This is a genomic window from Chitinophaga hostae (assembly GCF_018224885.1).
GTDB lineage: Bacteria > Bacteroidota > Bacteroidia > Chitinophagales > Chitinophagaceae > Chitinophaga > Chitinophaga hostae.
Window position 1 is genome coordinate 430,751 of the sequence record NZ_JAGTXB010000005.1, and the last position, 26,162, is coordinate 456,912.

Sequence of the window (26,162 nt, forward strand, 5' to 3'; positions counted from 1 at the left end):
ATGTCCCTCTTACATGTTACGAAACCCGGTTCGGGAGTTTTCAACAAAGGCTGCAAACGTCTGCTGCTCGCCCTGTTTGGCATGATGATCACCATTGCTGCGAATGCAAACAGCTTCCCGGTTACTAATACCAACGATGCCGGACCCGGTTCATTCAGACAGGCGATCCTCGATGCAAACGCGGCCGGTGCAGGACCGCACCAGATCGTGTTCAATGTGCACGGGCAGATTACGCTGGCTACTTCTATGCCTACCATTACGGCAAAAAAGCTGACCATCGACGGGCAGAACAAGATTGCGTTATATTCCACCGGCACCAATCCCGTTATTAATCCCTTTGTGATTAATGCGGATAGTGTGACCATCCGGAATTTTACGGTGCAGAATAATGGGGACATTAATGTGGACATATTTCCGAACAGAACGGGTATCACGATCGAGAATATACGCTCTTTCAGCACCGTAGGAAACTTCCTGAATGCATTTATGAGGGTGCAGGGAGCATCCACAGATCTGACGGTGAGAAATATCTATTCTACAGATGTAGAACCTAACAGTGCCGCCGCTCCATATATCGGGCGCGCTTTTTATTTTACAAACGGGATGCAGACTAACCTGGTGATGGATAACATTCAGCTCAGCACAGCGGGTAACGTGCGGGGGGCAGAGGGTATTGTGTTCAGGGATGCAGGCGTAAACGGGTTTACACTTACAAATAGTAATATCAGTGGTTTCCAGAATGGTATCGTGTTGGATAATACCGGCGGCGCTGTGGAAACAGCGAATAATGTGCTGTTCAGAAATGTGACCATAGATAGCCTGTGGAGCGGCGTAGCGCTCGGCATCTATTGCGATTATCCCGCTACCAATTTTGATATTAACAGAACCACGGTAGATATGGATGTGATAGGTACGGATGATGACGGTGACTATGCCATCCGCTTCGACAATACCACCAACGGTATCACACTAGACTCTGTCAACATAAATGAAAATGATATCTATAATATATGGTTCAACGGTGCTGCCAGCAACATTGCGATCAGTAATGCCTTCATGGAGAGTCGTGTGCCCGGACTTTATCCTACCAGTACTTATATAAGATTTGAAAATACCGTAAATGGCGTTAATATTAGTAATTCAGTACTGAATGGCGACAAGGCCGGTAACACAGATGATTCGGACTATGGGATCTATTTCCTGAGTACGGCAACGGGTGTAACCATCAACAATGTTACCCTTAATGAATTTGATATTGCAGGAGTGCTCGCAAGCGGAGCGGCGACTAATTTCCAGGTGACCAATTCAACATTTACTACTAATAATGATGGTATTAGCTTCGCCGGGAACTTTGCACGCAGTAATGTAGATATTGTTAATTCTTCTTTCCGCAACAGTGTACGGACTGGTATTGTGCTTAACGGCGCCAATGCCGTTTCTGATTATGACCTGACAGGAGATACGGTAGTGAACAGCACCAACCATGGTATTTGGTTTTATGGTGGGGCAGGTGTAACAGATGCAGAAGTAAAGGGTTGTGTTGTACATGATAACGGTGGGGCGGGTGTTTATAATGAATCGCCCAACAAGGTGGTCATCACTGATAACTCCATTTATAATAATACCGGTTCGGGCATCGCATTGCCGGCCGGTAACTGTACTTATACGGCGGCCGCCGGCAAAACGCCGGTGCTGGTGTCATCTACCCCACAGGGAGGAGGGAAGTACCAGCTGCAGCTTACGATACCGAATATCACAGCCGGTGCGCAATACACGGTAGATATTTATGCCAACGATCCCGCTACGAACAAAACGAGCGGGCAATATTATGTTACGACCTTAACAGGAGTAGCCGCCGGCACTTCTACACAAACGATCACTTACAATGCAGGACCCGGCGCTACCGGCCTCGGCTTCTGGACAGCCACGCTTCGTATACCTGCTAACAATTGCGGTACATCGGAGTTTGGCAACGCTATACCTATGACTTTCCAGGGGCCTGCCTGTGTGAACAGCGGCATTGTGGCATGGTACCGGGCGGATCAGGCGGTGAACGGCGTAAACTGGGGAGATATTTCCGGGAATGCCAACCATATGACCGTAATCGGTGATCCCGACAATACCACCGGCATGGTAAACTTTAACCCCGCCATTTATTACGATGGTAATGATGCCCACCGGGTACCCGCTTCGGCAGGAGTAACCGGTGCGTATTCCATGATGGGTATGCAGCAGCTGGAAGGCTCACAAACCAATCGCGTGTTTACCAGTTCCACTGGTAATAAGTTATTTGGCACACATGCTTCGGCGGAAAACCGGTTGTATGTAGAAGCCTGGCTGAACACCGGTAATGCCGTCACCGCAAAGGGTAAGCTCTATTCTTTTGAAAGGAACGCCACCGGCGCATATGAATTTAAAAGCAACGGTGCCCTGCAGAAAAGCGGTGCTGCCTCTGACGCCACAGCATGGACGCTGGATGTAGGCGGCGCAGCTTTCGGAGACTATAGCAAAGTATTTGTGCCGGAAGTATTCATCTACAACCGCGATCTTACGCCTGCTGAAATGCAGCGCATCGAATCTTACATGGCGTTGAAATATGGTACTACGCTCAACGCAGGCGCAACAGATTATATTAACAGTGATGGTACTGTGCAAATGTGGACTGCTACTGCTAACACAGGCTATGGTGTACGTATCACCGGTATTGGCCGGGATGACTGCAGTATGCTGAACCAGAAACAATCACTGAGCCAGGATACCGGTATAGTGACCATTGCATTAGGAAATGCTATCACGGCTTCCAATGCAGCCAACACGAACACATTTACACAGGATAAATCATTCCTGGTATTCAGCGATAATAACGGTACTACTAATTTCTTCACCGCAGTAACCAGCACGAATGCTACACAGCGCATGGGCAGGGTTTGGCGGGTGCAGAAAACAGCCAGCTGGGGTAACAGTCAGCAGGTAACACTGCAACTGTTGGGTGGTACAGAGAACAACTACCTGCTCATCAGTACAGATGCAGCTTTTGGTACCATTACCCGCGAACTGAAACTGAGCAGTACAGGCACCGTCACCCTTTCCAGCGCCGACCTTGCCAATAGTTCCTTCTTTACTTTCGGCAAGCAACAGCGAGCTCCCGGTGGAGTAGCCACCGATTTACAGGCATGGGTAAAAGCAGATGCAGGTGCAACGGTTATTGACGGCAGTATCACGAAATGGGAAGATCAGGCGGTACAGAGAGAATGGCCTTTAGCTAACACCAGCGCTCTCAGCTGGGGAAAAAATGCCATCAACTATAACCCGGCTATCAATTTCCTGGGGAACAATTATTTCACCGTACCACGCTTTACAGAAAGCTATACAGCGGGTGAAATATTCTCTGTACAACTTTCCAACCTGGCAGCTACTTCTACCGGAACAAGCTTCCCGTTTGAATTTGGCGGTGACCCCACCATCGCAGGTGGCGCGCCGTTCTATGTATATAGCGGGTCCCACTATACGCATTTCGGTACCACCACGCGGCCTGGTTACGCGTTGACAGGCATTAATATACAGCAACCCCATTTATTAAATAACTGGAGCGCTCCCGGCAGCTGGTCGTTGAATTTCGATGGTAAAACAATCGGCAGCAGCACTACCTTCCCGGTTAATTTCAGCAGGGGAGCAGGGCTAAATACTGCCATCGGGGCCGGACACAACTCCATCTTTAATGGCCGCATGTCTGAGGTGATCTTCTACAACCGGCAGTTGAACGCCACCGAGCGCGCACAGGTAAACAGTTACCTGTCGCTCAAATACGGCCTCACGTTAAAAACCGCTGCCGGCGCACTCACCGATTACATTGCGAGTAATGGTACTGCACGGATGTGGACTGCCTCCAAAAATACCGGTTACGGCGAACGCATTACCGGTATAGGCAGGGATGATAATGGTACCTTACTGCAGAAGCAAAGCTTGTCGCAGCTGGATGGCGCCAACTTAACCATCGCCGCAGGCAGTGGCCTCACCGCATCCAATGGAGAAAATTCTTCCAATATCGCCAACGATCTTTCCTTCTTTACTTTCAGTGATAACGGACAGGCAGCTACGTATACCCAGGCTGTTACAGGGCTGGGCAATATTACCCTGCGCATGGCGCGTATTTATAAGACAGATCGCAGCAACTGGGCTAAGAGTCCTGTTACGCTGGTGCTGGCAGGAGGAAGTAACACAAACTACCTGTTGGTGAGTGCGGATGACACTTTTGGCGCAGGAGATAAAGTATATACGCTGGATGCAACCGGCACGCTGACGCTCGACAGCGATCAGTTGCCGGACGGCGCTTATTTCACTTTTGCCAATGCACAGGCGGCTCCTGCCGGTGTGGCTGCAGGGCTGGCAGTATGGGCGAGAGCAGATAGCGGTGTAGCGGGCGGCAGCAACGCCACACAGTGGACAGAACTGAGCCCTTCCCGCCGCGCATGGGCTCCTGCCGGTGCAGCAGCGCTCCCCTGGAAGGAGGCATCCTTCAACTTTAACCCGGGAATCGCTTTCGGTGCAGCTAATTATTTTGTGGCGGCCCCTGAGTTTGCGAATGCATTTACCGCAGGTGAAGTATTTTCCGTGCAGGCATCTAATCTTGATAACACTTCAGCTACATTACACTATCCTTTTGAACTGGGCGGCACATATGCCAGCAATCAGTCTACATATACATGGAGTAGTAATAATCAATATACCTATTTCGGATCCGGTACCGCGCGCAGGAATTTTACTTACCCTGCATCCACAAATGTGCGTAATGCACATATGCTGAATATCTGGAGTGCTACCAATGACTGGGCGGCCGGTATCGACGGCAAAGTATTGTTAACAGCCAATGCCAACGCGGTGAACTTCCTTTCTCCTGCAGGCAACAAAGATTATATCGGCGCCGGTCACAATGCGCCTTTTAACGGAGATATATCGGAAGTGATCTTATACTCCCGTAAGCTGAGTGCCCTGGAACGCCAGCAGGTAGCATCCTATATGGCGCTCCGTTATGGTCTTACGCTGGGAATAGACACCCCGATGGATTATCTCGCCAGCGACGGCAGCACCACTATGTGGAAAGCTGCTGTTGGCGGTAGTTTCGCCAAACATATCACGGGTATAGGTCGCGACGACAGAGGCATGCTGCTCCAGAAACAATCTGTCAGCGCGGATACCGGTATAGTGACGATCGCCGCAGGTGCAGCGGTTGCCGCTTCCAACAAAGCCAATGCAACAGCAATTACCAACGACCTTTCCTTCTTCACCTTCGGCGACGATGGTGGCGCTACTACTTTCCTGACACCGGTGGCCGGTATCAGCAGTGTCAACAACCGCATGGCGCGTATTTTCAAGGCACAGAAAAATAACTGGGCCGATCAGAATATTACGTTCAAACTCACCGGCGGCAATGCACGCACCTATCTGCTGGTAAGTAGCGACAATACCTTTGGTGCAGGCGATGCCGCTTATGTATTGGACGCAGACAGCACCGTTACTGTTAACAGTAACCTGCTGCCTGACGGCGCTTACTTTACCTTCGCCAGGGCGATCACAGGCCCTAATGGCGTAAAAGATGGCATTAATTTCTGGCTGCGTGCAGATGATGGTATATCCGGCGGCAGCCAGTGGAATGACTATAGCAATTACGGTAATAACGCTTTACAGGGTGTGGTAAGCAGTCAGCCTATTACAGATGCGAAAGCGCTTAACTTCAACTATGGCCTCGTGTTCGACGGAACGGATGACGTGCTGGATATTACTACCACACGTATAAATCCTGCCACAGCCACCATTTTTGCCGTGGGCAGTGGCGCCGGGTTTGCCACAGGAAGAGACCTTGTTAGTAGCGGAGCTGTAGGCTCAGCACATGGTATGGAGTTCCGTCTCATTAACACAGGACAACTGCAGTATCTCGAAAATGCTGCATCAGTGGCCGCTATAGGCGGTTTTTATACTTACCAGCCCAATAAACCTTATATTTTTAGCGGTACCCAATCCAATAACACACCCAATGGCGTTCGCATTTTTGCAAACCACGCCTTTGACAACCAGGGTACGATTAATCTAACGCCGCTGACAGAAAACTTTATTGCTATCGGTTCCCGTACCATAGCTGCCAGAGGGCTTTACTGGATGGGCAACATGGGAGAAGTGATCGCCTATAACCGCGTGTTATCCGATGCAGAGCGCCAGTCTGTAGAATCTTACCTCGGTCTTAAATACGGTATTACGATCAACAACGGCGCCACTGATTACCTCGCTACCGATGGTTCAAAATACTGGACTGCCGATCCTGTTTATAAATCCCGCATCACCGGTATAGGAAGGGATAATCTCACTGCGTTAAATACTAAACAGTCACTCAGTGTAGATACCGGTTTTGTAACTATCTCCCTGGGTAATAATATTGCTATTACCAACGAACAGAATAGCAACACCATTACCAATGATAAATCTTTCTTTGTATTTGGAGACAACGGCCAGTCCGCTGCCTCTTATGCAAATATTATAAGCGGTGCAAGCGCCACCCGCCGCCTGCCACGCGTGTGGAAGGTGGATAAAACCAACTGGGCTGATCAATCCATTACACTTAAAGCAGATGCACCTGGTACAAAAGTATACATGCTGATCAGCACTGATCCTACTTTTGCCACGATCAACCAGGAACTGCCGCTGAATGCAGATAAAACAATTACCCTTAACTCCGCCCTGATGACTGATGGTGTGTATTTCACCTTCGGCGCTGCGGTGAAATACCCTGGCGGTGTAAACAGTGGCAAGCTGGTATGGTTACGCGCAGACCTGGGTACTTCCGCTAACACAGACAGCACAGGGATCAGCACCTGGAATGACTATAGTCCCAACGGGAATAATATGTCACAGGCAACGCCGGCCAATCAGCCATTGTATTTCAATAACGCCACCAACAACATGAACTTTAACCCGGTGGTAAGGTTTAATGGTGCGCCTCACTCGATGACAGGTAACTCGTTCCTGAAAACGGGCAACTATACCGCTGCCACTGCCTTCTTTGCCGCCAGCCAGAAGACACCTGTTAACACCGTTATTTTTACGGAACAAGCCGGCACGGGCACACAGTTTACGCTACATGCCACCTGGGGCGATAATGTTGTTTATTGGGATGCTCCTTATGTCAGTAACCGTCTTACTTACAACGCAGGAGATATCAGCAACCAAATTATTCTATGGACTGCTACTGACGATATCAGTCTTGCTGCCAACAAACAGGCCATTTACAAAAATGGCTTGAGTGTGGCTACCGGTAATAATACCAGTGTATTTGCCGGTAACAACAGCATTTTCCAGTTGGGCGCTAACACCAGCTCTTACAATGGCCGCATGGGCGACCTGATCGTTTATGCCAACGCGCTTACGCCAAATGAGCAACAACGTGTGAACACCTACATGGGTATTAAATATGGTATTTCGTTGAATAACGGCGCCTCCAATTATCTTGCTACCGATGGCAGCACGATATGGGATGCTACTGTCAACAGTGCTTATAAAAACTATATTACCGGTATTGGCCGCGATGACGCGGAAGATCTTAACCAGAAACAATCCCGCAACACGGCAGACGGCATACAGTTGGCTATCGGCCTGAACAGCCTGTCTGAAACTAACCTGGAAAACAATAACGCGTTTACAGCCGATAAATCATACATGGTATGGGGCGACAATGCAGGCAGCAGTCTCTTTAAAACCCCGCTCACCGGTCACCCGGTGGCGAACTACCGCATGGCAAGAGTATGGAGGGTACAGGAAACCGGTACTATCGGCAACGTACAGGTGGCCGTGCCATATAATGCATTACCCAATGCGGCACAAACTTATCTCATCATCAGTAATGATGCTACCATCGACGGATCGGATCAGTTTATACCGGTAACCGCAACAACGCTCAATGGCGTGAAACAATATGCCGCTACAGTGAATCTGGCCAGTGGTCAATACTTCACCTATGGCGCGTCTATCAAAACACCAGGTGGCGTAGTAGGTACTTCATTGTGGCTGCGTCCTGATGCCGGTACTTCCAGCACTACAGACAACACAGCTATCAATGGCTGGACAGACTACGCATCAGAGCTGAACAACGCCACGCAGGCAACAGTGCCTGCCAGTCAGCCGTTGTATCTGAACAACCTTACCAATAATGCAAACTTTAACCCGGTAGTGAAATTTGATGGAGCAGACTACATGAACCTGGATATCACGAAGCTGCCATCAGGCACCAGCGCCAGAACATTCTTTGGTAACGGTAGCTTAACAGCGCTCACCGGCAACGGATATATTCTCGGATATGGCGCCGCAGCTACCAGCACCGGTACCGGTATTGCCGTAATAGGCGGAAACGGGACCGCCGATTTTGTGGGATATGCGAATGACGTGGTAAGTCCTGCCGGCAACTGGCAACCAGGTGTGTTTAACGAAATGGTGGGTGTGTGGGCCGGTAACGGCGGCAATGCTACGCTGTACAGCAAGATGAAAGTTTTAGGCGGGCCACTGGCCAAAGCATGGAATACAGGCGCCGGTAGCGCCATGATAGGTACTCCTACCTGGGATAACGCGCAGTCCTGGAATGGTACCATTGGGGATATCATCGTATATCCTGCTGCGTTATCCGCCAATGAACTGCAACGTGTGTCTACTTACCTGGCTATCAAGTACGGCTATACGATAGACCAAACCGCTGCTACAGATTACCTGGCTACTGATGGCACCACCAAAGTTTGGGATGCTACAGCGAACGCTACTTATAAAAATAATATTACGGGTATAGGCCGTGACGATGTGGAAGGGCTTACGCAGAAGCAGAGCCGGAATATCAACGCAGGCTTCCAGCCCATAGTGGGCCTGGGCGGCATTGCTGCAAGTAATATTGCCAACACCAATGCATTCACAGCAGATAAAACATATATGGTATGGGGTGATGATGGCGCCAGCACCTCCTTTGCTACCGCCATCACCGGCAATCCCGCTGTTACCACACGTATGGCGAGAACCTGGAAAGTGCAGGAAACCGGTACCGTGGGCACCGTGGCTATTTCCATTCCAAAAAATCAACTGCCGTTAAGCGCTAAAGCGCCTTACCTGGTAGTAAGCAGTGACGCTACTTTTGATGGCGGGGACCAGTTTATACAGCTATCGCAGGCTGATGTGAACGGCGTTCCGAGCTATTCAACCAATATTGATCTTACTAATAACCAATACTTCACTTTCGCCAGCTTTGTGACCTCACCAGGTGGCGTGCAGGGCGAAAAACTGTGGGTGAAAGCAGATGCAGATGTACAGGTGAACAGCAGCAACCAGGTAGAGCAATGGCTGAACCAAAGTGGCCCGATGACTACTGAATTACGCGCCGCTCAACCAAGCCATACAAATCCGATCACTGCTTCGGCAGATATCATTCGTGATCCTAATGGTATTAACTTCAACCCGGCGGTTGACTTCACCGGTGTAACCGGCAAATCCCTGAAAGGAAACGACGCCATTAACTGGAACACTTCGGCAAACCTGAATATATTCTCTGTGAATAAGCCGGAGGGCGCCGGAAATCCACTACAGGGTATTTTTTCAACCAATGGTAGCTGGGTAGCAACAGGTTTTACAGGCAGGGGACTTTTGCTGAACAGCGGTAACTATGGTTTGGACGGTGCCGGATGTATTGTGGCGCAATCCACGCCTCCTTACGCAGGGCCCATCATCGCGAGAGGTGTTTATGTAAATGCTGCTAACGCCCTGAACGGAAGCACCTGGCTGAATGGCAAACAAAGTATCCTTGGTACCAACTGTGCACCGCAAGCAGATGGTTCTTTCTTCGAAGTAGGTGGTCGTACAGGAGACGATAATACCTACGATGGTCGCATCTTCAGCGGTAAGATCCCCGAAGTGATCGTTTACAAATCAGCGCTTACACCAACACAGGCACAACAGGTAGAATCATACCTCGGTGTTAAATATGGTATTACACTCGACCAATCAACCGCACAAAACTACCTGGCAACAGACGGTTCCGTGATTTGGAACGCTACTGCCAACAATACTTATAAAAACAACATCTTTGGTATAGGCCGTGATGACGCAGAAGGACTTGTACAAAAACAATCCCGCAGCGTACATACCGGTTCCATCCTTACTGCCGGCCTTCGTTCCATTGCTGCCACCAATACAGATAACACCAATACTTTTGGGGTGGATAAAAGTTACCTCCTGCTTGGTAGTAACAGCGCGGCACTCACCGTAACAGGCACAGATTTGCCAGTGGGCAGCTGTATCCCCGAACGCCTCACCCAGGAATGGAAAACGCAGTTCACCAATTACGATATCAGCAGCCAGCCACTCAGCCTGCAGTTCGACCTGAATGGTATTACTGTAAAAGGAACAGCCGCGAATGATTTCACCATCATGATCGATGAAGATGGTGACGGCAACTTTGCCACCGGTACGATAACCGAAATACCGGCTACCGGCTTTAACGGCGGTATCGTCAGCTTCGAAAACCTGGGTGCATTGAAAAACGGCGTGGTGTTTACGCTCGTCACCAGCCATCTTCAGCGCACTGCTAACCTGGTGCCGGACGCTGCTGTGAGAACAGTAGCAAACACTTGTATCGATAACGGTACGCTTTATTTCATTGACCCGGCTGACGCCAATAAATACATTGCTTCCATTGCCCTCAACGGCAACACCATGGATGTAACCAAACTCTCTGCACTGGTAGATGTGAACAGGGATATGAATGCAGCGCTGGGCAAAAACAGCGGTACCGATTATGGCACGCAGTTAATGCGCCGGCTGGTGCAAATCAGTTATACAGGAGCCAACCTGACTCAGAACGGTGGCATTACACTCCGCCTCTTCTGGAATCCTGCGGAAAGAACCAATGCAGAAAATATGCTCTCCGGCACCCGCGGGGTTACAGGTACACAACGCTGGGCATGGTTCAAACATACCGGCGATATTACCGCTACCCTGGCCGACCTGGCCCCTGAAGGACTGGCCAATATTACTGAGCTGACACCTTCGGCTACCGGTCAACAGGATGGCGTAGAATACGTTGAATTCAGCGGCATTCAGAACTTCTCTACTTTCGGCGGCTTGACTGCAGTGAATCAAACGCTGGCCATCACCAAAGGACAGGACGGTGCAGAAGGCACACAGAACGGTTCCTTCAAAATCAGTTTGCCCGGAGCCATCACAGCAACCGAAGATATCAATGTCAACTATACCGTGACCGGCACCGCGGCTAACGGTGCTGACTATACGACGCTCACCGGTACTGTTACTTTCCCGGCCGGCAGCAATAATATATCCCTGCCGGTAACCGTGACTGATGACAACATCCTCGAAGTAACAGAAAATACGACCGTTACCCTGAACGGCGCCTTCGGCACTGTCAGTGGTAATCCTTATAATATCAGCAGCACACAATCAGCGGCTACGCTGAATATAGCTGACAACGACAGCAACAACCCTGCTAAAACAACAGTAGGCGTTATCTGGAGCAGCGACGCCAAAGAACCTATCACCAACGGCGCCTTCAATATCAGTCTGCCTGCCGGTGTAACTTCATCCGAAGACATTACCGTTAACTATTCCATTGCAGGTACCGCCACACCAGGCGCAGATTACGCTCCGTTAAGCGGATCAGTAGTGATCCCGGCAGGGCAGGGCGGTGTAATGTTACCGGTAGTAGTGAGCGATGATCAGCTGCTGGAAAAACCGGAAACAGTTATTGTAGGCATCACAGGCGGCAGCTCAACCAATTTTACGCTGACTCCCCGTGCCGGTGCTATTAACGCCACGGTAAATATTATTGACGATGAAAACGTACCGGCTAATCTCGTACTGAGCGTAGCCAAAACGGCAGACGCAGCGGAACCGGCCACCAACGGCGGGTTTACCATCAGTTTGCCGGCTAATGTAATTTCTACAGAAGACATCAACGTCAACTACACAGTAGGCGGTACAGCCACAGGTGGGTCTGATTACACTACCCTTGCCGGTACTGTTACTATACCGGCCGGTCAACCCAGTGTAGCCCTGCCCGTTGCCGTCACCGACGACCAGGTAATTGAAAATACAGAAACCGTGTTGGTAACGCTTACCGGAGGCACCAGCGCCAGCTTTAACTATACGGCCAGCACTACCAATGGCAGCGCTTCACTGGATATAGCCGATAATGATAATACAGCCGTCAACCGCGTACTGAGCATCAGTAAAACAACTGATGCGGCGGAACCATCCACCAATGGAGCCTTCAGCATTAGTTTGCCTGCCGGCATCACTGCATCAGAGGATATAACCATAACCTATACACCCACCGGTACCGCCGGCAGTGGTACAGATTACACTGCCCTGGGCACGACTGTTGTGCTCCCCGCCGGACAGAACAGCGTATCCTTACCGCTCACCGTTGCTGATGATAAGATCATAGAAAACACAGAAACTGTTATAGCAACGGTGACCGGTGGTACCAGCACCAGCTTTGCCTTCACGGTCAGCAGCACTAATGGCAGCGCTACAGCAAACATCGCCGATGATGATAACACCGCTGCTAACCGCGTTTTAGGTGTAAGAAATGCGGGTGGCGACGCTTCCGAGCCAGCCACCAACGGCGCGTTTAAGATCGGTCTGCCTACAGGTATCACTTCTTCAGAACCTGTTAACGTAACTTATACCATCAGCGGCACCGCTATTAACGGTACCGACTATACTACACTTACCGGCTCAGTGGTAATCCCTGTTGGCCAGGACAGCGTACTTGTGCCGGTAGTGGTGGCAGATGATAAATTGCTGGAAACCACCGAAACGGTTGTACTCACCCTGACAGGTGGTACATCACCCAGCTTTGCTTTCACGGCCAGCCCTACTAATGGTAATGCTACCGTAAATATTTTAGATGATGATAACAACCCGGCCAACCGTGTGTTGAGCATCACTAAAACCAATGATGGTGCTGAACCGGCAACAAATGCTGCGTTCAGTATCAGTTTGCCTGCAGGCATTTTGCCATCTGAAGATATTACCGTGAACTATTCCATAGCCGGTACTGCTACCGGCGGTACGGACTATACTGCATTAAGCGGTACGGTAACGATCCCGGCAGGACAAAACAGTATCGCATTGCCTGTAAATGTGATAAACGACCAGGTAATAGAAGGTACCGAAACAGTGGTATTAACGCTTACCGGTGGTACTTCCGCTAATTTTAATTATACCGCCAGCACCACAAACGGTAATGCGTCTGCTAATATTACAGATGACGATAACACCGCTGCCAACCGCATACTTAGTATCAGTAATACTGCCAATGCAGCAGAACCGGCTGTCAATGGCACCTTCGCTGTGAATCTGCCAAGTGGGGTAACGGCTTCGGAAAATATCACCGTGAACTACACCATAGCTGGTACGGCCATTGCAGGCACCGACTACACCACGCTTACCGGTACCGCAACGATACCTGCTGGTCAGCCAGGTGTTACCATAACAGTGCCGGTGATCGACGACCAAATCATAGAAAATACAGAAACAGTAACAGCTACCCTCACCGGTGGCGCCAGCACCAGCTTCAATTTTACAGCATCCTCCACAGCCGCATCTGCTACCGTAAATATTGCAGATGACGACAATACACCGACTAACCGTACCGTACTCGTGGAACTTGTGAGAGACGGCGCTGAAGGTGGCGCTAGTATCAGGTTTAATTTCCGTCTCCCTACGGGAATCAGTTCTTCGGAACCTGTAACGATCAATTACACAGTAGGCGGTACTGCTGTTAAAGGCACGGATTATAACGGTATCACGCCGGCGCATTTCAGCGGTGTGGCCACGATTTCAGCCGGTGGTACAGGTGGAACGGCCATTGTTGCCAATGTGGTAGATGACCAGATCATAGAAGGTACTGAAACAGTGGTGATCACTATCACCAATGCTTCTTCTCCGAGCTTTGCCTTTACGCCAGATCCGGCTGCCGGCAGCGCTACCGGTAACATCATTGATAATGATGACCTGGCAGCGAACCGCGTGCTTTCGATCACTAAAACGGCCGATGCAGCAGAAGCGGGTACAAACGGCGCTTTCCGCGTTAGCTTGCCTACCGGTATTACGATTGCTCAGCCTATTACGGTGAACTACACCGTGGCTGGTACAGCTACCGGGGGTACAGACTACGCCAGCCTGAGTGGCACCCTTACCATTCCCGCAGGAACAAACAATGTGGCACTGCCGGTGAATGTGATCGACGATAAACTCATTGAAAATACAGAGACCGTTTTAGTAACTATCACCGGTGGCACAGCAGGATCACTGGTCTTCACGCCAAGCACCACAGATGGTGATGAAACGATCGATATCGCTGATGATGATAATACAACAGGGAATCGTGTGCTCAGCATCGTGAAACTGTCCGATCTCGAAGAACCTTCCACTAACGGCGGCTTCAGGATCAGTTTACCGGCACTGATAAGGTCATCAGAACCGGTAACAGTTAGCTACGCAGTTACTGGTACTGGTACCAATGGTACAGACTATGCCACCCTAAGTGGTAGTGTAGTACTGCCTGCAGGTCAGAACAGCGTACTTATTTCTGCAGATGTATTGGATGATCAGATTATAGAGGGTACAGAAACAGTGATTGCCACTATTACAAGTGGCGCCAGCACGAGCTTCGCCTTCACTGCCAGCACTACCAATAATAGTGCTTCGGCTGATATCCTGGATGATGATAACGTTGCTACCAACCAGGTATTGAGCGTGGTGAACGGCGGCGATGCATCAGAACCAGGTACTAACGGCGCCTTTACTATCAGCCTGCCTGCGGGCTACACCGCAGCTGCGCCTGTTACCGTAAGCTACACGGTAGCGGGTACTGCCACAAGCGGCACAGACTATACTGCGCTAACTGGCTCAGTAATCCTGCCTGCCGGACAAAACAGTGTATCCGTACCCGTGAGTGTGATTAATGACCAGATTGTAGAGAACACCGAAACGGTGATTATGACCCTCACAGGCGGCACCGGCGCGGGTATTACTTACACCGCCAGCACTACTAATACTACGGCTACTGTAAATATTACAGATGATGAAAACGCCGCGGCCAACCGTGTGCTGAGTGTTACCAACACCGGCAATGCGGCAGAACCAGGTACCAACGGGGCGTTTACGATAAGTTTACCTACCGGTATAGTACCATCTGAAGACATCAACGTCACCTATACGATCGGTGGTACAGCCACAGGTGGCACTGATTACACCGCACTTACCGGCACTGTTACCATCCCTGCCGGACAGAATAGTGTAGCCGTTCCCGTAACCGTGATCAATGATCAGATAATAGAGGGTACGGAAACAGTAATCCTTACCGTTAGCAGCGGCGCCAGCAGCAATTTTGCATATACTGCCAGCACCACCAACGGTAATGCCACTGTGAACATCACCGACGATGATAATACTGCTGCCAACCAGGTGCTCGCTGTTACCAAAACAGCCGATGCCGCAGAACCTGCTACCAATGGCAGCTTTAGCATCCACCTGCCGGCAGGCATCACCGCCGCCAGGGATATCCAGGTAACTTATACGGTAGCCGGTGGTACCGCTACCCCTGGTACAGATTACCGGGCTATTACCGGTACTATCACCATACCTGCGGGTCAAAACAGTGTATCCGTTCCCGTTACTGTGATAGATAATAACGTGATAGAGCCGGATGAAACCGTGATCCTGAATATCACAGGAGGCAACGATACACAATTCGCTTATACCGTAGCAGGTGGCGGAGGTTCCGCTACCGTGATTATCACGGATAATGATCATGCTGCCAACAGCAACATTGTGCTGCTCACCAAAGTATCCGACGCTATAGAAGGCGGTACAAACGGTCAGTACAGGATTTCCCTGCCACCGGGCGTTACCAGCTCCGAGGATGTGGTAGTTACCTTTACCCTGGGTGGAACAGCCATTAATACAACGGACTACAATTTATTGGGCCTGTCTGGTGGGAATATTGTTATTCCGGCCGGCGCCAATGAAGTATTTATAGATGTCAATGCCGGTAATGATGGTCTTATTGAGGGACCTGAAACGGTAGTATTGACCCTTACAAATGCTGCCTCCACCAGTTATCCGTTTACCATCGACCCATCAGGTAATGGAGCGGTAGTAAATATTATAGACGCCAATGCGGCCAGCAGCACGCCGATACAGGTAATTAGCGGCAGCAACGCAGCTGAACCGGCCACCAATGGCTCCTTCACAGTGAAGCTGGCAGGTGTGGCCACTTCCGCATGGCCTGTTACGGTAGGTTACCGCGTATCCGGTACCGCTGTATCCGGCGTAGACTACGAGGCGCTGGGCACTATCGTGATCCCGGCTAATACTAACAGCATAGCGGTACCACTCAAAGTACTTGATGATAAGATCATTGAGCTTACCGAAACAATGACGATTACGCTTCTGTCGGGCAGTGCAACAGATGGAGGCGGTAATGCCTTTATCTTCCCGCCGGATCCTGCTAACAATGATGTTACTGTAAACATCGCGGATAACGATGCCACTGCGGCCAACCAGGTATTGAAAGTAGTGAAGACCAACGACGCCGCAGAACCATCCACCAATGGCGCTTATACGGTAAGTTTGCCTGCCGGTTATACCTCCGCGGCTAATACCACGCTGAGCTATACCATGACCGGTACTGCGGTCCGTAATACCGATTACACGATCTTTACCATCACGCTTCCGGCTAATACCAACAGCATTACCCTGCCGCTGTTTGTTACAGACGACAAGATCATCGAGAATACGGAAACGGCTATACTGAACCTCAACGGTGGTACAGACGGAAACGCATTTACCTACACTGCAGATCCGGCTGGCAACAATGCCACCCTAAATATCGCCGACGATGATAATACCAATACCAATAAAGTATTACTGGTAACTAACAGCGGGGATGGCGCGGAACCAGGCACAAATGGAGAATTTACCATTAGCCTGCCCGCCGGTTACAAATCGTCGGAAGACATTACCGTCAACTATACCGTAGCCGGTACGGCTACTGCCGGTACTGACTATACCAGTTTGCCAGGTTCAGTAGTGATACCAGCCGGTCAGCAGAGCATTACTGTACCCGTAACTGTAACCGATGACCAGATCATCGAAGGTACAGAAACCGTAGTGCTTACCGTGACAGGTGGCGCCAGCACCAGCTTCGCGTTTACGCCTTCAAGCGGTAACAGTACCGCTACGGTGAACATCGCTGATAACGACAACACAGCAGCGAACCAGGTTCTCAGCATCACTAAAACAACAGATGCTGCCGAACCAGCCACCAATGGTGCATTCAGCATTAGTCTGCCTGCTAATATTAAATCAGCTCAACCGGTAACCGTAAATTATACCATCACAGGTACCGCCGTTAACGGAACAGATTATACTACCCTCTCCGGCTCCGTTGTATTGCCTGCCGGCCAGAACAATGTGGCTGTACCGCTGACCGTTACTGACGATAAGATCATAGAAGGCACTGAAAACGTAACACTCACGTTGACAGGCGGCGCATCACCGGCCTTTACGTTCACTGCCAGCACTACCAATGGTAATGCCAGTGCAGATATTACAGATGATGATGGCACTGCCGCTAACCTTGTGCTCAGCGTTGACAAAACAAAAGATGCCGCCGAACCGGGTACTAACGGTTCATTCCGTATCAGTTTACCAACAGGTTATACTGCATCAGCACCTGTTACCGTAAACTATAATATTACCGGTACTGCCATCGCCGGCACCGACTATACTGCCCTTGCCGGTACAGTGATCATACCAGCCGGACAAAACAGTGTATCCGTACCAGTGAATGTAAAAGACGACCAGATCATTGAAACAACAGAAACAGTTATCATGACGCTCACCGGCGGGACTGGCGGCGGCTTCACCTATACTGCCAGCACCACTAATGGCAACGCCACCGTGAATATCGGGGACGATGACAGTACACCTGGTAACCTGGTGTTGAGCGTGATCAGAACGGCCGATGCAGCAGAACCATCTACAAACGGCGAGTTTATGATCAGTCTGCCCACCGGCGTTACGGTAGGAGAAAATGTAACTGTAAATTATACAATCACCGGTACCGCCCTGAATGGTACTGACTATACAACACTCACCGGTACAGTATTGCTCCCTGCCGGTCAAAATCGTGTAGCCGTACCTGTTACAGTAACGGATGATAAGATCATAGAAGGAAAAGAAACGGTGATCATGACATTGAGCAACACCGCCAGTGCCAACTTCAACTTCACAGCGAGCACCACCAATGGCAGTGCTTCCATGGAAATTGAAGACGACGATAATTCACCGGCTGCTCTTGTGCTGAACATTACTAAAACCACAGATGGGGCAGAGCCGTCCACAAACGCTGCATTCAATATCAGCCTGCCTGTTGGATACACCGCATCCCAGGATATTACGGTGAACTATACCGTAGCCGGTACCGCCACGAGTGGCGCCGACTACAACGCTATCGCAAACTCCATTGTACTGCCTGCGGGTCAGAATAGTGTAAGTTTACCGGTAGTAGTGAAAGATGACAAGATCATTGAGACGACTGAAACCGTAATCGTGACATTGACAGGTGGCGCCAGCACCAGCTTCACCCTTACGCCGGACGCCAGCAACGGCAGCGCTACCGCGAATATTACTGATGATGAAGCCTTAAACCCTGCTAACCTGGTGTTGGGTATTACTCAAACTGCCGACGGAGCTGAACCTGCTACCAACGGCGCCTTCAGCGTAGGTTTGCCTGCAGGTATCACGGCCGCAGAAGATATCACCGTAAACTATACTATTGCAGGTACCGCCACCGCGGGTGCTGACTATGTAGCTTTAAGCGGCACAGTACTGATCCCGGCAGGGCAGAATAGTGTAGCTGTTCCTGTTACCGTAAGCGATGACCAGATCATAGAGCCTACAGAAACAGTGATCGCAACCCTTGCAGGTGGATCTTCTGCCAGCTTTACTTTCACCGGTACCGGCAATGCTACCGTGAATATTACAGACAATGATGACGTGGCCGCTAACCGGGTGCTGAGTGTAACCAAAACAGGCGATGCCGCAGAACCGGTTACCAACGGTACCTTCAAGGTTAGTTTGCCGGCAGGATATACCGCGTCGGAAGATATCACGGTCACTTATACCACTACAGGCACCGCTATCAGTGGTACCGACTATACTGCCCTTAGCGGCACCGTGGTGATCCCGGCAGGACAAAACAGCGTGGCGGTTTCAGTACCGGTGCTGGACGACCAGCTGATAGAAAGCACTGAAACCGTGATCATGACGATCAATGGCGGTACTTCTGCCAGCTTTACATTCACCGGTGGTGGAGCCGACACGGTGAATATTACTGACAATGATGATACCCCAGCTAACCGTGTGCTGAGTGTGGTGAAAACCACCGACGCCGCAGAACCGGGCACAGATGGTACATTTACCATCAGCCTGCCTGCAGGTATCACCGCAGCGGAAGATATCACCGTACATTATACCACCGGCGGTACCGCCATCAGCGCAACAGATTATACCGCGTTGAGTGGCTCCGTACTCATCCCTGCCGGTCAGAACAGCGTAACAGTAACAGTTCCGGTGATCAACGACCAGGTAATTGAAACCACTGAAACGGTGATGCTGACGCTTACAAACGGAACAAGCACCAATTTCAACTTCACTGCCAGCACTACAAGCGGTAATGCAACGGTAAATATTGCCGATGATGACAACATTCCGGCTAACCTGGTTGTGAACGTAACGAACCCTGTGAATGGAGCAGAACCTGCTACCAATGGCAACTTTACGGTTGGTTTACCTTCGGGATATACCGCGTCGGAAGACATCACCGTTCACTACACCATAGGTGGCACCGCCACAGCTGGTGCAGATTACACCACCCTGGGAGGAACCGTGGTAATACCAGCCGGTCAGAATAGTGTACCGGTAGCCGTAAACGTGATCGACGACAAGGTGATAGAAAATACAGAAACAGTAATATTAACGGCCACAGGAGCTACATCCACCAGCTTTACGCTCGTGGCAAGCGGTACCAGCGGCAATGCCACCGTGAATATCGCAGATGACGATAACACCGCGGCTAACCGGGTACTGAGCGTAAACAATGCAGGCGATGCAGCAGAACCAGCCACAAATGGCAGCTTTACCATCAGTTTGCCTGGAGGGGTAACCTCGGCCGAAGATATTACCGTGAATTATACCATTGCAGGTACTGCCGTGAGCGGAACCGACTACACTGCCCTCAGCGGTACCGTAGTGATTCCGGCCGGACAAAATAGTGTAGCCGTACCAGTGAGTGTGATCAACGACCAGATCATTGAAGGCACGGAAACGGTGATCCTTACCTTGACAGGCGGTACTTCTACCAGCTTCAACTTCACTGCCAGCACTACCAATGGTAATGCTACTGTAAATATTAACGACGACGATGATATTGCGGCGAATCGTGTGTTGCTCGTCAGCAGAACAGCCGACGGCGCAGAACCGGCTACCAATGGTAACTTCAATGTAAGTCTGCCTGCCGGTATCACCGCTGCCGAAAATATCACGGTGAACTACACCATTGCCGGCACGGCAATAAATGGTACCGATTATGCTAACCTCACCGGTTCAGTAATCATACCTGCCGGCCAGAACAGTGTAGCCGTACCGGTAACCGTAACAGACGATCAGATCATTGAAAACACTGAAACGGTGATCATGACGCTGACAGGGGGTACATCTACCAGCTTTGTATTCACCCCAAGCACTACCAGCGGCAACGCTACCGTGAATATTGCGGATAACGATGATTCGGCTGTCAACCGCGTACTGTCAGTTACCAACACCGCAGATGGCGCAGAACCGGCTACCAATGGCAGCTTCAACATTAGTTTGCCAACAGGTGTTACTTCGTCTGAAGATATCACTGTTAACTACACCATCGCCGGAACTGCCACTGCCGGTACAGACTATACTGCCCTCACCGGCACCGTAGTGATCCCGGCGGGTCAGAATAGTATAGCCGTACCAGTTACTGTAACCGACGACAAGGTGATTGAAAATACAGAAACCGTACTGTTAACGCTGACTGGCGGAACCTCTGCCAGCTTTACTTTCGCAGCACACGCCACCAACGGTAACGCTGCTGTGAATATTACCGACAATGATAACATTCCGGCTAACCGGGTACTCAGCGTGGTAAAAACTGCCGACGCATCAGAACCAGCTACAGCCGGAACATTTACCGTTAGTTTGCCTGCTGGTATTACCGTATCAGAGAACGTTACCGTAAACTATACGATCGCCGGCACCGCCACCTCAGGGGTTGATTACACTGCGCTCAGCACGTCGGTAGTGATCCCTGCCGGTCAGAACAGCGTGACTATCCAGGTACCGGTGATAGATGATAAGCTGATAGAAAATACGGAAACAGTTGTGATGACACTCACCGGCGGCAGTTCGGCAAACTTTGCCTTCACCGGCAATGGCAATGCTACCGTAAACATACAGGATGATGATGACATCGCGGCGAATCGTATACTTACAGTAACCGCTACCAAAAATGCCGCAGAACCAGGCACCAATGGTGAGTTCACCATTAGTCTGCCTGCAGGTATTACTGCATCAGAGGCCATTACAGTAACCTACACCACCGGTGGCACCGCTACCAGCGGATCAGACTATACCGCTCTTAGCGGAACAGTTATCATCCCTGCCGGTCAAAATAACGTGACTATCCCTGTACCTGTGATCAATGACCAGATCCTGGAAAATACAGAAACAGTAGGTATGACCATCACAGGTGGTATTTCTACCAGCTTCACCTTCACCGGCGGTGGTACTGCTACCGTGAATATCACAGATGATGAGAACACAGCGGCTAACCGCACGCTCAGCATTGTGAAAACGGCAGATGGAGCAGAGCCGTCTACAAACGGTAGTTTCACCATCAGTCTCCCTGCCGGCATTGTTACATCAGAAGCCATCCAGGTAAACTATACCGTTGCAGGTACAGCTACCAGCGGCACTGACTATACTGCCATCACAGGAAGCATTACTATCCCTACCGGTCAGAACAGCGTGCAGGTACCGGTTACCGTAACAGATGACCAGTTGATTGAGAATACGGAAACGGTGATCATGACGCTGAACGGTGGTACCTCCACCAGCTTTACTTTCACGGGTGCAGGTAATGCTACTGTGAATATTACAGATAATGAAAACATAGCGGCCAACCGGGTACTGACGGTAACTAAAGTAACAGATGCTTCAGAACCGGCTACCAACGGCGGATTTAAGATCAGTCTGCCTGCGGGTATCGCTTCTTCCGAAAACATCACGGTGAACTATACCATCAGCGGTACAGCCACCAGCGGAGCCGATTATGCAGCCATCACCGGGGTTATCACTATCCCTGCAGGTCAGAATAGTGTAAGCGTACCAGTAACGGTAATGGATGATCAGCTGATAGAGAACACAGAAACGGTGATCGTGACGCTGAACGGTGGTACAGCTGCCAGCTTTACTTTCACGGGTGCAGGTAATGCTACTGTGAATATTACAGATGATGAAAACACCGCGCTTAACCGTACACTGACTGTTACCAAAACATCCGATGCATCAGAACCAGCTACCAACGGAGGATTTAAAGTAAGTCTGCCTGCCGGTATCGCTTCTTCTGAAGATGTTACAGTAAACTATACCATCAGCGGTACCGCTACCAGCGGTATGGATTATACCGCCATCACCGGTACCATCACTATTCCTGCCGGTCAGAACAGCGTGAATATCCCGGTAACCGTAATAGATGACAAGTTGATTGAGAATACTGAAACCGTGATCATGACGTTGAATGGCGGTACTTCTGCCAGCTTCAGCTTCACAGGTACGGGTAACGCCACCGTAAACATCACCGACGATGAGGGCGATCCGGCCAACAGGGTGCTGACCGTAGTGAAAACTACAGATGCGGCAGAACCAGGTACCAACGGTCAGTTTACGATCAGTTTGCCGGTAGGTATTGTATCTGCTGAGGATATCACGGTTAATTACACCATCGGTGGCACCGCTACCGCAGGCACTGATTACGCTGCCATCACCGGCGCGGTCACTATCCCTGCCGGTCAGAACAGCGTGAATGTGCCGGTAACCGTAATAGACGATCAGCTGATTGAGCATACAGAAACCGTGATCATGACACTGGCGGGTGGCGCATCCACCAGCTTCACCTTCACTGGCACCGGCAACGCTACCGTGAATATTGCAGATGATGAAGATACGCCTGCTAACAGGGTATTGAACATCGTGAAAACAGCAGACGCAGCAGAGCCGGGCACTAACGGTGCATTTAAAATCAGCCTGCCATCAGGCATCGCTTCTTCCGAAGACATTACAGTAAACTATACGATTAGCGGTACCGCTACCAGCGGCGCAGATTATGCAGCCATTACCGGAACCATCACTATCCCTGCAGGACAGAATAGTGTAACCGTTCCCGTAACCGTAACCGACGATAAGATCATTGAAGTCACTGAAACAGTGATCATGACATTAAACGGCGGTACATCCAGCGGCTTCAACTTCACGGGCACCGGTAACGCTACTGTAAATATCACCGATGATGAAAGCATCACGCCGGCAAGCATGGCGCTGACCATCACCAAAGATGCAGATGGTGCAGAACCAGCTACCAATGGCGGCTTTAAGGTGAGTCTGCCAACAGGTATCACATCATCAGAAGATATCACCGTTAACTACAGCGTAACCGGTACCGCCACTGCCGGAGCCGACTATACCGCCCTTACCGGCACTGTAGTCATCCCGGCCGGTCAGAATAGTGTATCCGTTCCCGTAGTAGTAACAGACGATAAGGTGATAGAAGTTACGGAAACAGTAATAGCTACGCTGAATGGCGGTACTTCTGCCAACTTCAGCTTCACCGGCAATGGTAACGCTACTGTAAACATTACCGATGATGAAAGCATCACACCAGCCAGCCTGGTGCTGACGGTGAGCAAAGATACCGACGGTGCAGAACCGGCTACCAACGGCGCGTTTAAATTGAGTCTGCCTGCAGGTATCACTTCATCTGAAGCGATCACAGTGAATTATACCATAGCCGGCACGGCTACTGCAAATGCAGACTACAACGCCCTCACCGGCACCGTTACAATTCCGGCCGGACAAAACAGTATCACGATACCGGTAACAGTAATGGATGATAAAGTGATAGAAGGTACGGAAACGGTGGTCCTCACATTGACCGGCGCCAGCTCTGCTAACTTCACTTTCACTGCCTCCAATAATGCTACCGTGAATATTACGGATGATGAAAGTAACCTGGTACTGAACGTTACCAAAAATGCAGACGGTGCAGAACCGACTACTAATGGCAGCTTCGCTATCAGTTTGCCAACAGGTGTTACTGCCGCGGTAGACATCACCGCTAAATACACTATAACAGGTACCGCCACAGCGGGTGCTGACTACACTGCCCTCACTGGTACCGTAGTGATCCCCGCAGGCCAGAACAGTGTAACCGTTCCCGTAGCCGTAACCGATGATCAGCTGATCGAAGGAAACGAAACCGTGATCATCACCGGAAACGGTGGTACCGCTACAGGCCTTGTATTCACGCCGGGTACCAGCAATACGGTTACCGTGAACATAGCAGATGATGATGACAAAAACCTGGATCTGGTTATCAACGCCACCCAGCCAAATGCGGCAGAACCATCTACCGCAGGCGCCTTCACGATCAGTTTGGCCAGCGGCAAAATACCTGAAACAGATATCACCGTTACCTACACTATAGCAGGTACCGCCACCGCCGGCGATGACTATACCGCCCTCACCGGCACTGTAGTGATCCCAGCAGGCAAGAACAGTGTAGTAGTACCGGTAACAGTTGCAGATGATGACCTGATAGAACCGGCCGAAACAGTGGTGCTCAAGGTTACAGGAGGTCAGTCGGCCGGCATGAATTACACCGTGGGTACTAACAACACCGCCACCGTAAATATTGCAGACGACGATAACACGAACCTGAACCTGGTGGTTACCGCCAGCAAACCGGATGCTACTGAACCAGGCGTCAACGGTGCATTCACCATCAGCCTGGCCAGCGGCAAACGCACGGCAGCACCTATTACCGTACAATACATGATAGGTGGCACCGCCACACCGGATGCTGACTACAGGGCTATTACCGGCACCATCACCATCCCGGCAGGCGCCAGCAGTGTAACCGTTCCCGTGAGTGTGCTGGACGACAGCGAAGTGGAATCTCCGGAAACAGTGCTGTTCATGCTGACCGGTGGAACATCTGCCAACTACACGTTCACCGCAGGCGCTCCTAAAGATGCTACCGTAACTATTACAGATACCGATAAACTGGCCGGCGACCTGGTTGTGACCAAAGAGATTGTTGCACCGGCAACAGGACCATACCGTATGGGACAAAGCCTTACCTACCGTATCACGGTGAAGAATACAGGCAACATACCGGTGACCAGCGTAAAAGCAGAAGACCACCTGCCGGTACAACTGGATGTGCCTACTCATACTTCTGCAGAAAAAGGAGAAGTGGTAGTAACACCGGCTACTAAACTGGTAGAATGGAATATCGGCGACCTGGCAGCCGGCGCTACTGTACAGATGACGCTGACAGCACGTGTGATAGAAGGCGGACAACTGGTCAATGAAGCTACGGCTTATAGTACCAACATGCCGGATGCCGACAGCTCCAATAACGTGGCGGTATCTACGGTCGGAATAGAAGGATCAGACCTGTCGTTCCCGAACGTGATCACACCGAATGGCGATGGTAAGAATGAAAGGTTTATCATCGGCGGACTGGAAAAATACCCGGGATCTGCGATATACATCTTCAACCGCTGGGGCGGACAGGTGTACCAGTCGAAGGATTACCGCAACGATTGGGATGGTTCTAACCTGAACGAAAGCACTTACTACTATATACTGGAAGTAAGGAAACCTGACGGAATCAAGAAGTATAAGGGCTGGATAACAATACTGCGGTAAAAGACAATAATTATATCTGCTACAAAAAACGTGTA

At 50.4% G+C, this 26,162-nt stretch carries 1 protein-coding gene; it reads left to right on the forward strand.

Annotated features, from left to right (window positions below; genetic code table 11):
• A complete protein-coding gene (locus KE626_RS13495) occupies positions 1–26,127 on the forward strand; it encodes a DUF8202 domain-containing protein (protein WP_211973428.1) in 26,127 nt (8,708 codons plus the stop codon).
• The last annotated feature ends 35 nt before the right edge of the window (positions 26,128–26,162 follow it).

Bases quoted from the DNA above. Each gene is read 5' to 3' on its own strand.
- KE626_RS13495 (WP_211973428.1), top strand. From the start codon at position 1: ATGTCCCTCTTACATGTTACGAAACCCGGTTCGGGAGTTTTCAACAAA.